This is a genomic window from Amycolatopsis sp. NPDC006131 (genome assembly GCF_040614175.1).
GTDB classification, from domain to species: Bacteria; Actinomycetota; Actinomycetes; order Mycobacteriales; family Pseudonocardiaceae; genus Amycolatopsis_E; species Amycolatopsis_E tucumanensis.
In genome coordinates this window covers 17,187-30,561 of sequence record NZ_JBEXTX010000038.1, presented here as the reverse complement: position 1 = coordinate 30,561, position 13,375 = coordinate 17,187, and the positions used below count along the sequence as shown (strand labels likewise).

The 13,375-nt window shown below is 64.9% G+C and carries 12 protein-coding genes; 7 read left to right on the top strand and 5 right to left on the bottom strand.

Annotated elements, in window-relative coordinates:
• The first annotated feature begins 123 nt into the window (after nucleotides 1-123).
• From ABZ215_RS20705 to ABZ215_RS20695, 3 genes are read left to right on the top strand one after another with little or no spacing between them, the layout of a single operon-like run.
• Complete coding sequence (locus tag ABZ215_RS20705; RefSeq protein ID WP_354950861.1) at nucleotides 124-1,170, top strand: nucleotidyltransferase family protein; 1,047 nt, start codon at nucleotides 124-126, stop codon at nucleotides 1,168-1,170.
• Nucleotides 1,157-2,230, top strand: a complete 1,074-nt coding sequence (locus ABZ215_RS20700) for a beta-ketoacyl-ACP synthase III (RefSeq protein WP_354950859.1) — start codon at nucleotides 1,157-1,159, stop codon at nucleotides 2,228-2,230. Before ABZ215_RS20705 ends, ABZ215_RS20700 begins: the two co-directional genes overlap by 14 nt.
• A complete protein-coding gene (locus ABZ215_RS20695; protein ID WP_354950857.1) occupies nucleotides 2,221-2,967 on the top strand; it encodes an SDR family NAD(P)-dependent oxidoreductase in 747 nt (248 codons plus the stop codon). Before ABZ215_RS20700 ends, ABZ215_RS20695 begins: the two co-directional genes overlap by 10 nt.
• Before the next feature lie 33 nt (nucleotides 2,968-3,000).
• Here the strand turns inward: ABZ215_RS20695 and ABZ215_RS20690 are convergent, their stop codons facing one another.
• The 5 genes from ABZ215_RS20690 to ABZ215_RS20670 form a co-directional block, all read right to left on the bottom strand.
• Complete coding sequence (locus ABZ215_RS20690) at nucleotides 3,001-4,032, bottom strand: NAD(P)-dependent oxidoreductase (protein ID WP_354950855.1); 1,032 nt, start codon at nucleotides 4,030-4,032, stop codon at nucleotides 3,001-3,003.
• Nucleotides 4,033-4,043: 11 nt separating this feature from the next.
• Entirely contained in the window at nucleotides 4,044-5,222 is a 1,179-nt protein-coding gene (gene neuC / locus ABZ215_RS20685) for a UDP-N-acetylglucosamine 2-epimerase (RefSeq protein WP_354950853.1), read from the bottom strand.
• Nucleotides 5,219-6,361: a DegT/DnrJ/EryC1/StrS family aminotransferase gene (locus ABZ215_RS20680; RefSeq protein ID WP_354950851.1), complete on the bottom strand. Its 1,143-nt coding sequence runs from the start codon at nucleotides 6,359-6,361 to the stop codon at nucleotides 5,219-5,221. Before ABZ215_RS20680 ends, neuC begins: the two co-directional genes overlap by 4 nt.
• Nucleotides 6,358-7,416: an SDR family NAD(P)-dependent oxidoreductase gene (locus tag ABZ215_RS20675; RefSeq protein WP_354950849.1), complete on the bottom strand. Its 1,059-nt coding sequence runs from the start codon at nucleotides 7,414-7,416 to the stop codon at nucleotides 6,358-6,360. The genes ABZ215_RS20680 and ABZ215_RS20675 overlap by 4 nt, the downstream gene beginning before the upstream one ends.
• A 66-nt stretch (nucleotides 7,417-7,482) precedes the next feature.
• Nucleotides 7,483-8,574: a Zn-dependent alcohol dehydrogenase gene (locus tag ABZ215_RS20670; RefSeq protein WP_354950847.1), complete on the bottom strand. Its 1,092-nt coding sequence runs from the start codon at nucleotides 8,572-8,574 to the stop codon at nucleotides 7,483-7,485.
• A 411-nt stretch (nucleotides 8,575-8,985) separates the two neighbouring features.
• Between ABZ215_RS20670 and ABZ215_RS20665 the strand changes: the two genes are divergently transcribed.
• From ABZ215_RS20665 to ABZ215_RS20650, 4 genes are read left to right on the top strand one after another with little or no spacing between them, the layout of a single operon-like run.
• Nucleotides 8,986-10,608 (top strand): ABC transporter substrate-binding protein, encoded by a 1,623-nt coding sequence (locus ABZ215_RS20665; protein WP_354950845.1) that lies wholly within the window; start codon nucleotides 8,986-8,988, stop codon nucleotides 10,606-10,608.
• Nucleotides 10,609-10,631: 23 nt separating this feature from the next.
• Entirely contained in the window at nucleotides 10,632-11,558 is a 927-nt protein-coding gene (locus ABZ215_RS20660; protein ID WP_354950843.1) for an ABC transporter permease, read from the top strand.
• Complete coding sequence (locus tag ABZ215_RS20655; RefSeq protein WP_354950841.1) at nucleotides 11,555-12,409, top strand: ABC transporter permease; 855 nt, start codon at nucleotides 11,555-11,557, stop codon at nucleotides 12,407-12,409. Before ABZ215_RS20660 ends, ABZ215_RS20655 begins: the two co-directional genes overlap by 4 nt.
• Complete coding sequence (locus ABZ215_RS20650) at nucleotides 12,409-13,374, top strand: ABC transporter ATP-binding protein (RefSeq protein WP_354950839.1); 966 nt, start codon at nucleotides 12,409-12,411, stop codon at nucleotides 13,372-13,374. The genes ABZ215_RS20655 and ABZ215_RS20650 overlap by 1 nt, the downstream gene beginning before the upstream one ends.
• Nucleotide 13,375 lies beyond the last annotated feature (1 nt).

Genomic DNA, 13,375 nt, shown 5'->3' with positions numbered 1-13,375 from the left:
TGTTTTGCGCCCCCGGCGCGCTGAGCCCGCTGCTGGGTGAACTCGTCCCCTGGTTGGGGTTTTTCCGATTGGGCGAGTCTGAGATCACCGTTCCTGGCCGAGAAGCTGACGAATGAGTGAGCCATGTGTCTTCATGATTTCCTGATCACCCGAGGAGCCCGCCTCCGGGACGCTTTGACGGTCATCGACATGCACGGTGTCGACAACGTTCCGGTGGTGGACGACGGCGACCGCCTGCTGGGCGTGATCACCGAGCAGGACCTCCGCCGCGCGTTGCTCAGCGGCGCCTCCCTGGATGACGAGGTCCATCCGCTGTGCAGGGAACCGCGGGTGAAGGTGACACCGGGGTCCGGTCGCGCCGAGGTGGTCGACCTGATGCAGGCCCTGGGGATCCACCAAGTGCCGATCGTCGACGAGAACGGGCGGGTGGTCGGCCTGCATTCCGATCAGAAGGTTATCGGAGTGCGGCGCCTGCCGAATTGGGCCGTGATCATGGCCGGCGGGAAGGGAACCAGGCTGGGTGCGCTGACGAAATCGACGCCCAAGCCGATGTTGCCGGTCGCGGGGCGCCCCATTCTGGAACGGATTCTGCTGCACCTGGTCGGGTCGGGCGTGGATCGTGTTTTCCTGTCGGTCAACTACATGGCCACCGTGATCGAGAAACATTTCGGTGACGGCGCGCAGTTCGGGTGCACGATCGACTACCTGCGCGAGGACCCCGACCAGCCGCTCGGAACCGGTGGGTCCCTCGGGCTGATCGAGGACCTCGGGTACGAGCCGGTCGATCCCGTGCTGGTCATGAACGGCGATCTCATCACGCAGTTCTCGGTCCGAGCGATCCTCGAAGCGCATGCGCAGCAGTCGGCCGTCGCGACGGTGGCGACCGCCGAGTACAAGCACGAGGTTCCCTTCGGGGTCCTCGAGGAGAGCGACCAGCGCCTTGTCCAAATCATCGAGAAGCCGACGCACCGGTGGCCGGTCAACGCCGGCATCTACGTCTTCGATCCGTCGCTCTTCTCGCGCATCCCGAAGGCATGCGATTACCCGATCACGAAGCTGATCGAGAACTGCCTGAACCGGGGTGAGCGGGTCGGTTTGTGGGACATGGCGAGCGATTGGCAGGACATCGGGCGCCCGGAGGAGCTTTCCCTCGCCCGTGGCGAACGGTGACGCGGAACGGATGAAGAACAGCGGAAGGAAAACGCGCGAAATGAATACCGCCATCCTCGGAACCGGTTCGTACCTGCCCCGGGAAGTGCTCACGAGCGCCGAACTGGGAGATCGGCTGGGCGTCGGGGAGCAGTGGATCATCGACCGGACGAGGATCCGTGAGCGCCGCGTGGCCGCACCGGACGAAGCAACGTCGGACCTGGCGACGCAGGCTGCAAACCAGGCGATCCAGGACGCCGGGTTGACCGCAGCCGACATCGATCTCATCATCGTCGCCACGTCGACCCCCGACCAGCCGATGCCCGCTTCGGCATGTCTTGTCCAAGCGAATCTCGGGGCTTGGCGGGCGGCGGCGTTCGATGTCGAAGCAGTGTGTTCCGGCTTCGTCTACGCGCTGGTGATCGCGCACGCGATGCTGGTCGCGGACGCCGGCCCGCACACGGCGCTGGTCATCGGGGCCGACACCTATTCACGTGTGCTCGACTACACCGACCGCAAGACCGCGGTGCTGTTCGGTGACGGTGCGGGTGCCGTCGTACTGGGAAAAGTCCCGCATGGACGCGGACTGATGGCCAGCCTGCTCGGCGCGGACGGCGCCGCCGCTGATTACGTCCAGGTTCCCGCCGGTGGTAGCCGCCGCCCCGCCAGCCACGAGACCGTGCGCCACGGCGAGCACTACTTCGCGATGAAGGGACGCGAAGTGCGCAAGATGGCTGAACAGGTGCTGCCCGAGGTCGTCGTCCGGCTGACCGAGTCCGCAGGCATCGATCTGCGCGATGTCGGGCTCATCGTGCCCCACCAGGCCAACGGCGTGATTCTCGAGGCGATGGCGGCGTCGCTGGAACTGCCAGAAGACCTCATGCACCTGACCGTCGACAAGTACGGGAACACGGGGGCGGCATCAGTTCCGGTGACGCTCGACGATGCTGCGCGGAGCGGACGCCTGACGCCGGACAGCACGATCCTCCTCGTCGCGTTCGGTGGAGGGATGACCTGGGCAGGAGCGGCCCTGCAGTGGCACGGTTCGGCGCGATACCGGAAGGACCCCGAATGGACCTGAAGGACCGGGTGGTTTTCATCACCGGCGCAAGCCGGGGAATCGGTGCCGAACTGGCGCGCGATTTCGCTGCGCACGGAGCGCGGCTCGGCCTGGCCGCGCGGAACGCCGAGGCGCTCGCCGAACTCGCCGCCGAGTTGCCTTCTGATGCGTTGTCCATACCATGTGACATCCGGGACGAGGAGGCTCTGGGAGCGGCGTGCCGGAAGGTGGCAGAGCACTTCGGCGCTGTCGATTCCGTAGTCGCCAACGCGGGTGTCGCACTGGAATCGGGACGAGCCCACAAGGTGCGGACAGAGACTTGGATCCGCACCCTCGAGACGAACCTCACGGGACCGTTCCTCACGGCCCGCGCCGCCTACCCCTACCTCGCGTCCTCCGGACGAGGACGCCTCGTCCTGACGTCATCGGTGATGGCGCGGCAACCGCGTCCCGGTCTGAGTGCTTACGCTGCATCAAAAGCTGGGATCGAAGGCCTGACCCGCGCACTCGCCGCCGACTGGGCGAGGGATGGCATCTGCGTGAACGCCGTGGCTCCCGGGTTCTTCGGGCTCGGAATGGGAGCCGCTTTCGAGGCCGGGGAGCGCCTTCGTGACCAGGTGATTGCCCGCACCGTGTTGGGCCGCTTCGGCGAGCCGCAGGACATCGCAGGTGTTGTGCGGTTCCTCGCCAGCGACGCCGCTGCCTACGTCAGCGGGCAGGTCGTCGGAGTCGATGGAGGGTATGGGCTGGGAGTCTGATGGGGCACCGGCAATCGCCGGTGCCCCACCAGTTCACGACGTCGGTGCGGTCCAGCCGGCTCCTACCGGAACATAGTCCGCATCGCTCGCGTCGCCGATGCCGGCGAGCAACGTCGATTCGAAGTCGTGACGCGGACGGTAGCCGAGGAGCCGTTCAGCCTTTGCGTTCGACAGTTCGAACGCCAGCCGAACCGGCATGTGAGCGTTGACGAGGGCGACTTCGCGGTGCTTCGCGATCACCTCGGCACCTTCGGCAAAACTGGTAGCCCGCGGTCCCACGAGGTTGAAGCACTCGTTCGCAGCGGCCCGGCTCTCGATGCACCGGATCGTCCCGTCTACGGTGTCCCGGACGTCGGTGAGGTGGATGGACCAAGGCGCACTGTCGGGTCCGACGAGGCAGACGGCTGGGTCGTCCGCCTGGTCCGGCGCGGGCAGCAGGGCGGCGAGGCCGTGCACAAGCTTGAACAACGGCCACAGGTTGCTCCGCGGCCCCAACGCCGAGTGTGTTTCGAGGAAACCTTTCACCCAGCTCATTCGGAAGAGCGAAGCTGCCTCGTTCGGAGCAAGTACTGATCCGTACCGGAGGATGCTGTAATCGAGTCCATGGATCTTTTGGTAGTTGCGGACGAGGTGCTCGCACAAGACCTTCGAAGTTCCGTAGTAGTCGCCGGGAAGCTGTTCGGACTCTTCAGTCAGCGACACGACGTTCGGATCCGCGGGACCGTAGGTGTTGTCGGTGCTGGCGAAGACGAAGCGCCGGACCCCGCGGCCTGCGCCGACTGACGCCTCCAGCACGCGCAGTGTTCCCAGGACGTTGATGTCGTAGTATTGCTCGACTGTGCTGTCGCCCAACGGCATCTGGGCTGCTAAGTGGATCACCACGTCGGCACCTTCGAGCGCGGTGCTGAGTGCGCGGCCGTCAGTCAGGTCGGCCTCGGCCACCTCGACCTCGGACGGCCTCGGAATCTTCTTGGTACCAGGGCGGACCACTGCACGCACGTCATAGCCGTCCATCCTGAGCCTCTGCACGAGCGTCGAACCCACCCGGCCGGCAGCTCCGGTCACACACACCATAGTCATTGGTCAACGCCTCCGGGGTTGCTCTCGTAGAATCGTTTCTTCTGGAAAACATGGAACTCGGCACTTTTGAGCGGTGCTGCCACGGAACGGCTCAGGTCGTCGTACGTTGACCGTCCGGATTCGGGTGCCGCTTTGCGCGGGGCGGCGCGAGCTTTGGTGATCGCCGCCGAGATCGCGGCCGGCTCTGGCAGGCAGTCGAGAACCGAAGCCGCCCGATCGCGCCCCTCTTGACGCGAGCCGATGTTGACGCTCGGGACCCCGGCGACCGGCGCGTCGACCAGACCGCTGGACGAATTCCCGATAACGACCGCGCTGCAGGCCAGGAGGCTTTGATACCGCCGCCAGCCGAGTGAGGGCACCAAGAGCGCCCTGTTCCTGTTCCGCCGCACGTAATTGCGGATCTGAGCGAGAATCTGCGGCCCACCGCGGTCGACGTTGGGGGCGGTGAACACGAGGGTGGCATCGGGATGGGAATCCAGAGCGTCCAGCATTGCCGCGAGTCCTTTGACAGATTCGTTTTCGTCGCTGGTGACCGGGTGGTAGGTGATGGTGAAGACCGGTGGATCGAGTGGGATGCCCAATTGCTGCGCGAGCTCGGCCCGGTCCAAGGTCCTGCCGGTGACCCGCCCACGGAGAAGAGCGCTGTTGACGACGTGCACGTGGGCTGGGTCCTCACCCATGCGCACCAAGCGGCCCTTGTCGGTCGTGCTCAGCACGAAATGAAGGTGTGCGATCTTCGTGATGGCATGGCGGATCCGTTCATCCACCACGCCGTAGGTGAGCTGACCGCCGCCGAGATGAGCGATCACGATGTCCTGTGGGAGTGCGGCCACGGCGACGGCGAGCGCTTCGTACCTGTCTCCCGGTACGAGTAGCACGTCAGGCCTGATCCTGCGCAGCGCGTCGGACATCCCGATCACTCCCAGACCCAGCGACTTCGCCATGGCAGCCGGGTGGTCCCCGGAAAGCACGACATCGATCTCGTCTGCGATCGTGAAGCCGTCTTCGCGAACCTCATCAACGGTTGTTCCCTGGTCTGGCACCAGATGACCGCCGGACACCAGCAACACCAAGTCGATCCCGGGATCGGTGTGCAGGCACTCCAATATGGGGATCATCGGGCTGTAGTCCGCCCGGGATCCGGTGAACGCACACACTTTCCGCAGCTGGGTCATCGGCTTCGGTTCACGGTCTGGACGACCTCGTGGAGCACGCGGTCCTGGTCGATCTCGCTCAGGTGCACCGAGCTGGGCAGCGAGACGGCCCGCTGGTACAGGGAGTCTGCGACACCCCGGCCCAGCCGGTGTGACGAGAGGTACGGAGGTTGCCGGTGAACTGGTGGCCACAGGCGCCGCGCCTCGATGTTCTTCTCGGCGAGGGCGTCGATCAGCGGATCGGGCTCGGATGTGAGGATCGAATAGATCCAGTGGGAGGGCGTTGCCCATGGTTCGTGAGGGCAAAGCTCCACGGCTAGCTGCTCGAGACGCGCGTTGTAGCGCGCGGCAATCCGTTGCTTCGCCGCGAGCTTCTTCGGGAGCTGCTCCAGCTGAGCCAGACCGATCGCTGCCGCGACGTTGGTCATTCGGTAGTTGTAGCCCACTTCGTCGTGCCAGTAGCCGCGTTCGGGCAATCGCGCTTGCGTGGTGAGGTGCCGTGCTTTCGCCGCTGCGCGACCGTCAGCGGTGGTGATCATGCCACCGCCGCCGGAAGTGATCATCTTGTTGCCGTTGAAGGAAAAGCAACCGTAGTCACCGACGGTGCCGACATGTCGGCCGGCCAGCGGTCCTGCGCTCCACCCCGCCCCCAGCGCCTCGGCCGCGTCCTCGACGATGCGCACGCCAAACCTTTCGCGGAGGTCCAGGAGTGGCTCGATGTCAGCGGGATGGCCGAGGAGGTGGACCACCTCGACGACGTCGGGGAAGCGACGCCCTGCTCGTGCGGCTCGCACGACCTCGTCGTGGAGTAGGTGGGTGTCCATGTTCCAGGTTCGTGGCTCGCTGTCGACAAGCCACAGATCTGCACCGGTGTACGCCGCGGCGTTCGCCGAGGCGATGAAGGTGAGCGTGGACACGGCGACCAGCGAGCCAGTACCCGCTCCGGCCAGCCTGAGCGCTACGTGGAGCGCTGCGGTGCCACTCGCGCACGCCACCGTGTGCGCCCCACCGATGCTTTCCGCGAACTCGCGCTCGAACCGGTCGACGAACGGTCCCACCGACGACACGTAACCCGTCTCGAGGCATTCCTGTACGTAACGCTTCTCGTTGCCGGAGAGTTCGGGTTCCGCCAGGGGAATGCGATCTGATCCGCCGGTCATCGGGCGTACCTCACGGCGCGGTGGGGATCGGTTCTCGGCTGCAGCCATGCGGCTGTTCTCTTGATACCGTCCATCAGCGCGGTTTCGGCCCGCCAACCGAGTACCGACTGCGCGTTCCCGGGATCAGATCGCAGGATCTCGACCTCGCTGGCTTTGGGCCGGACCCGTATCGATTGAGTTTCCGGGACCGCGTCGGCGCCGGTGACCCGGCAACAGACGTCGAAGAGCTCACCGATGGAAATGTCTTCTCCGGTGCCGAGCTGGACCAAGGTTCCTGGAGCCAGATCGGCGAGCCCCATCCGGACGAAGCCGTCGACGGTGTCGGAGACGTAGGTGAAGTCGCGCCGGGGGGTGAGGCTACCCAGCCGTACTCGTGAGTGTCCGGCGAGCAACTGCCCGAGGATGGTGGGGATGATCGCGCGCGCCGATTGCCGGGGGCCGAAGGTGTTGAACGGGCGCAGGGTCCTTACGTCGAGGTCGAATGACCGTGCGTACGCTTCGCAGAGCTGATCCGCAGCGATCTTCGATGCGGCATAAGGGGACTGAGCCCGCAGCGGGTGGGACTCCCGGATGGGCACTGTGCTGGGGGTTCCGTAGACCTCGCTGGTCGAGGTGTTCACAACCGTCACGCCGCCAAGCGCTCTGGCCGCTTCCAGGACGTTGAGGGTGCCGGTTACGTTCGTCTCAACGAAAGAGGCCGGTGCCTGGTAGCTGTAGGGGATGGCGATCAGAGCGGCGAGGTGGAACACGATGTCGACGCCTTCGACGATTTCGTGCACGAATCGCCCGTCCCGGATGTCGCCGAGCCGGAGGTCCAAACGCTCAGAGAGGTCCCGGTCGAGCTCGTCCAGCCAGCCGTACGACCCGTTCGAGTTGTACACGCACAACGCACGGACGTCCGCGCCTTCGGCGAGGAGGCGCTCGACCAGGTGGCTCCCGATGAATCCGTCGGCACCGGTGACCAGGACCGGGCGGTTCAGGAGGGCGGCCGGGCGGCCACCCCCAGCTCGCGTCGGCAATGGCTCTTTTCTCGTCTGTGCAGACTGTTCAGTCACACCTACGTTGCTATCAACCGTCGCCGCGGTGCTCCCAGAGAGCGAGTTACGCTGCGGCGCGCAGAGTCAGTCGAAGACGATGAGCCCACGGAGGTCCCGACCCTCGTCGAGCGCGGCGGAGGCCTCGTTGATTTGGTCGAGGCGGTAGCGGTGACCGATCAGCTCGTCGAGTCTCAACTTGCCCGCCAGGTAGAGCTCGACCAGTTCGGGAAACGCTTGGTGCGGGTTCGACGAACCGTATTTCGACCCGACGATCCGCCGCTCGCCCGAGGTGAGCAGCCCGGGGTCGACGCGGACCAAGTCGCCAGGACGGGGCGCGCCTACGAGGACGCACACGCCCCGCGGCCGGAGAACCGCCAGTGCCTGTTCCATGACCGCCGTCGAGCCGACCGCCACGACGGCGCAATCGACTCCGCCGGCCGAGTGGGCGAGGACTTCGCCGATCGGATCGGTTTGCTGTGCGTTGATTTGAACGTCTGCGCCGAGGGTTTTGGCGGCTTCCAGCTTGTGCTCGGCGAGGTCGACCGCGATCACCGGCTGAGCTCCTGCGAGCGCAGCTCCTTGAATTGCGTTCAAGCCGATGCCCCCGCACCCGAAGACGACCGCGCTCTGGCCAGGGCGTACTTGGGCGGTGTTCAACACCGCTCCGACGCCTGTTGTCACGGCGCAGCCGATGAGCGCCGCCTTGTCGAGCGGCATGTCGGCACGGATCTTGACCGCTGCGGTGGCGTCCACCACCACGTACGAGCTGTACGTAGAGGGGCCGAAGTGCTGGATTGGGGTGCCGCCAGATTCGAAACGGGTCGTCCCGTCCCGCATCTGGAACGGGGACGTATTCGAGCACAGGGCGGGAAGCCCGGCCGCGCACGAATGACATCGACCGCACACCGGAGCCCAGGAGAGGATGACGTGATCGCCGGGCCGCAGTGAGTCACATCCTGGCCCCACGGCTTCGACGACGCCCGCGCCTTCATCGCCGAGGATCATGGGCAGGGGCACGTCCGGGTAAGCCCCCTTTTCGACGCTGAGACAGCTGTGGCAAACCCCGGCCGCGACCATTCGGACGAGCACCTCGCCAGTCCTCGGGTCGCCCACTGAGACGAGTTCGACCTTCTGTGGCTCGTTGGGGTGTCGCAGCACGGGGGCGAGAACGTCCACTGTCAGCTCCTTGCTCGAACGGGCGGACCGGCGCCGCGCTTCCTCTGGGCGCCAGGGCCGGCTCGGCGAATCCTTGCCGCAGCCGGACCGGCGCCCCGCTGGTTCCGGGCAACGATACAACAGTTTCATAATGACGAGGAGTAGTCCTGGCCCGGATGGCCTACCGTGCACCACAATCCCGCCTCATCGCGGTCTGCGGGGATGGAAAACGGCTGGTCCAGCCGTTGTCCACCGTTAGCGGAAAGTGACCTGGAGCGGCGCGCCGGTCGTGCGGCGCGCTCCGGTTCCGCTTCTTGTTGGACGCCAACCCGTGGGGTACCTTGTTTGAAACAGCAATCTCACCCAGTAGAACCGAGCTTGTTGGCGATACTGAGCTCCCGGGGGCATTGACCACGGTTCAGAGGAGACATCATGAGAAATCCCGCATCTCGTACCGCTCCGCCGGCGCTCGCTGCAGAACGGGGTGGTATCGGCCGGCGAGAGGCGTTGCGCTGGGGGATCGGCGCGGGGGCGGGTCTGGTCGTCGGTCTTCCCGTCTTGTCCGGTTGTTCCATCGGTAGTCAGCAGTCTGCGGGCGGTCAGCAGGGCAGCCCGCCGGCAACCCCGACCGGCGTGCTCCGTGTTGGACACCCCGCGGACCCATCGAGCCTCGACCCGTCGGTTGCCTTCGACGGTGCGACCCTCTCGGTGCTCTCCAACCATGTGTACGAGGGGCTGCTGCGTTTCAAACAAGGGACCTCTGACGTGGAAGGACTGCTGGCGGAAAGTTACGAATCGTCCCCTGATGCTCGTGAGTGGACGTTCCGGCTCAAGGAAGGCGTCAAGTTCCACGACGGGGAGGTGTTGAACTCGACGGCGGTGCGGAAGACGTTCGAGTACTACAGCCGGGAGGATGCCGGCCTTTCGCTGCTGATCCCGACCGGAGCGGTCTTCGACGACTCCGACCCTGCGGTTTTCCGCGTCAAGTCGGCAAAACCCGCGCCGGACATGGCGCGGAACACCACGCTGATCGGTATCATCTCGCCGAAGCTCGTCGCACAGGGAGTCGACGTCGTCAAGACGACAGCGGTCGGCACGGGGCCCTTCAGGTTCGTCAGTTACACGGCCGCGAAATCGATCGTCCTTGCGGCCAACTCGGACTATCGCGGCCCAGGTCCGTATGTGCAAGAGGTGCAGTTCCAGATCATCCCCGATGCGTCGGCTCGCGCGTCCGCCCTGCGATCCGGCAGCATCGACCTGGTCCCCAAGGTGTCGCCGGCTGACGCGGTCGCTTTGCGCTCCGATCGGAACCTGGTGGTCCAAGAGGCGCCGACTTGGTCGCAAAGCGAAGTGATCTTCTTCCTGAAGACGCCGATTTCGGACAATCTCAAGGTGCGGCAGGCCGTCGCGCATGCGATCGACAAGCAGGCATTGATTAAATCGATCCAGAACGGTGTCGGCACGCCTGCCGAGAGTGTGCTCCCGCCGGGGGTGTACGGATACCAGGTGCCTGCGACCAAGTACTCGTACGACCTTGGAAAAGCGCAGCAACTCATCGCTGAATGTGGATTGCCCACGCCTGTTCACGCCGAGATAATCTGGGCACCCGAGCTCGGTGCGAGCCTCGACAAGATGGCGTTCGCGATAAGCGGAATGGTGAAGAAAATTGGTGTCGAACTGAAGGTCACGCAAAAGCCGATCGGTGAAATCGCGAAACAGATCTTCGACACGACTATGCAGAAGCCGTACCAGTCGGTGATGGGCGATATGGGCTGGCTGAACGGAGCTCCGCTGTTCCTCACCACTGGCTATTTCGAGACCGTCGCCGGATTCGAGGAGCTTAAGCCCCTCAAGGAAAAGATGGTCAGCACGGCGGATGGGCCGGAGCGGCTCCAGGTGGTGGCAGACATCCAGGAGCTCTTCGCCCGGCAGCTGCCCATGATCCCCCTCTACACCGTGACCGAGATCGACGTGCACCGGTCTGCGGTTCAGGGTTACTCCGTTCCCCGTGACGGCTTCTTGCCGCGACTGGGAGAGGTGTACCTCAGCGCCTGAACCCGTGCCTGCTAGGAGGTCAGATGTTGTACAGATACGTCGGTAGCAGGCTGGGGCAGAGCCTGATCGTGCTTTTCGGCGCGGTGGCAATCTCATTCGCCCTGACGAACCTGATCGGCAAGCCGGCGGATGTTCTCGGTGGCCCGTTCATGACCGCTGAACAGCGCGCTGCGCTCAATGCCCAGCTCGGGTACGACCAGCCGTTGCTGGCGAGGTTCGGCAATTTCATCGTCAATCTTGTCACCGGTGACTTCGGTGTGTCATATCGGTCCAACGAGAATGCCATGACAGTGGTCATGTCCACGCTGCCGAACACCCTGGTGCTGGTTCTCTCCGCACTGCTGCTGGCGTCAGCGATCTCATTGGTGCTGGCGATCTTCAGCGTGCGGCACCGGGAAGGCGTGGCGGACCGAGCGCTGCGTCGTTCAGTTGGTGTTTTCCAGGGTATGCCGAACTTCTGGCTCGCGCTGATGCTGATCCTGCTCTTGTCTGTTCAGATCCCGCTACTGCCGAGCTTCGGCTTCTACGAACCGGCCGCGCTGGTGCTTCCGATGCTGGCGATGGCGATCCCGATCGTGCCGATCCAGTTCCGCATCTTCCGGGGACAACTGCTCGACGTGATGGGGAAGAACTTCGTCGAAGCGATGCGGGCTAGAGGCTTGAGTGAGCGAAGCATCGTCTACCGCCACGGGCTGCGGAACATAGTCGGTCCCGCGGTGACTCTGACCGCATTGCAACTCGGTTATCTGATCGGCGGCAGCCTGGTGGTGGAGACGGTGTTCTCCTGGCCGGGGATCGGCAACCTCGTCGTGTCAGCCGTACAGGCGCGTGATTTCGCCGTGGTGCAGGCGATCATCATCGTCGTCGCCGCCTTCTACGTCCTGCTCAACCTGGTGGCCGATGTCGTCGTCCTGCTCATCGATCCTCGGACGCGGAAGGGGACGGCATGATTGCCATCGCGGACAGGATTTCGCGTCATCCGCGGGCGAGCGCGGGAGCCACTTCTCTGCGAGCGGGTGCAACCCTGCTGGGTGCCATGATCGCACTCGCGCTGTTCGCGGTGTTCTGGCTTGAAGACCCGAACACGCAGGAGCTGTCGGAGGGCGGCCTCCCCCCGTTCTCCCCGGGACATCCCCTCGGCACGGACGTGCTCGGCCGAGACCTCTTGAACTGGTGCGCGCACGGGATCGTGACGTCACTGATGATCAGCGTAACGGTCACGCTGCTCAGCGCGGTTGTAGGCGTCACGATCGGTACTCTTTCCGGTTACGTCGGGGGCTGGGTGGACGCCGTGCTCATGCGGATCGTCGATCTCCAGCTGGCCGTGCCGCCGATCCTCGTGTTCCTCGCTGCCGCCATGGTGGTGCCGCGGAACATCGTGACGATGGTGCTGCTGTTGTCCTCCGTCGCGTGGGTGCCGTTCGCGCGACTCCTCCGGACGCACACGCTCGTCGAGCGCGAGCGCGGGTACATCGCGGCAGCGCGGTTGGCGGGCGCGCGGAAGGGCAACATCTTGATCAGCCACCTGGTTCCGGCGGCGGCGACTCCCATCGTCGTGTTCAGTTCGCTGGAGGTCGGTGGTGTGATGTTGTACGAAGCGGGTTTGTCGTTCCTCGGTCTCGGTTTGGAACCGCCTACGGCGAGCCTCGGTTACATGATCGCGCAAGGGCGCGACCAGCTCGGCAGTTCTTGGTGGATCGCGACGGTGCCCGGTCTGTTCATCGTTGTGCTCATCCTGGCTGCGAACTTGATTGGGGATGGTCTTCGCGACCGTTTCCACGTCGACAACGGAGGCCATTGATGAACGCCCCAGCGGTTGTCGTCGAGGACCTGTCCGTCAGGACGGCGAGCGGAGCGGAAGTGGTGTCCGGGGTGAACCTGGTGGTTGACAGCGGACGAATGGTGGGGCTCCTCGGCGAGACCGGCGCGGGCAAGACCGTCACGGCTCGTGCGATGCTCGGCTTGTTGCCACGGGGGCTCAAAGCTGCCGGACGCGTTCGTTTCGGCCGTGGACAGTGGTTTGACCTGTCGAAGCCGGAGACCGTTGTGCCACTCCTGGGCAGGATGGCCGGTCTCATGCTGCAGGACCCCGCGAGCGCGTTCGATCCGGTGCAGCGGATCGGGCCCCAGTTGATCGAGTCGGTGGTGCGGAACCGGCTGATGAGCAAGCCGGAAGCCGTGGCTCGCGCCGAGGAGCTTTGCGCGAAGCTCAGCCTGCCAGAGCCGGCCAGTTTGTTCCGGCTGTTCCCGCACGAACTCTCCGGTGGTATGAGCCAGCGCGTTGCCCTCGCCATGACGCTCATGCCGGCTCCGGAGCTCCTGGTCGTCGATGAACCGACATCCGCCCTGGATGCCAACCTGCGTGTGGATGCACTCAGGTTGCTTCGCGACATCGCTGGTGAGGTGAACACCGGGATGCTGCTGATCTCCCATGATCTCGGGTTGGTGAGCCATTTCTGCGACGAGATCGGCATCTTGTACGCCGGGCACTTGGCAGAACTGGGACCGACGACCACCGTTCTTCGCAAGCCCGCACATCCTTACACGCGGACGCTCGTCTCGTGCTCTCTGCGGTTGAACAGCCCGAACCGGGTTGTGCTACCCACGGTCGGCGGTGAACCGCCGTTGCCGGGCGACTGGCCATCGGGGTGCTACTTCCACCCGAGGTGCCCTGCGGCGCGGGAGAAATGCAGGGAACAGACGCCGGTCTACGTCACAGCCGGAACTCGCGGCGCCGCCTGCCACTTCGCTGATCTGGAGGATTGAC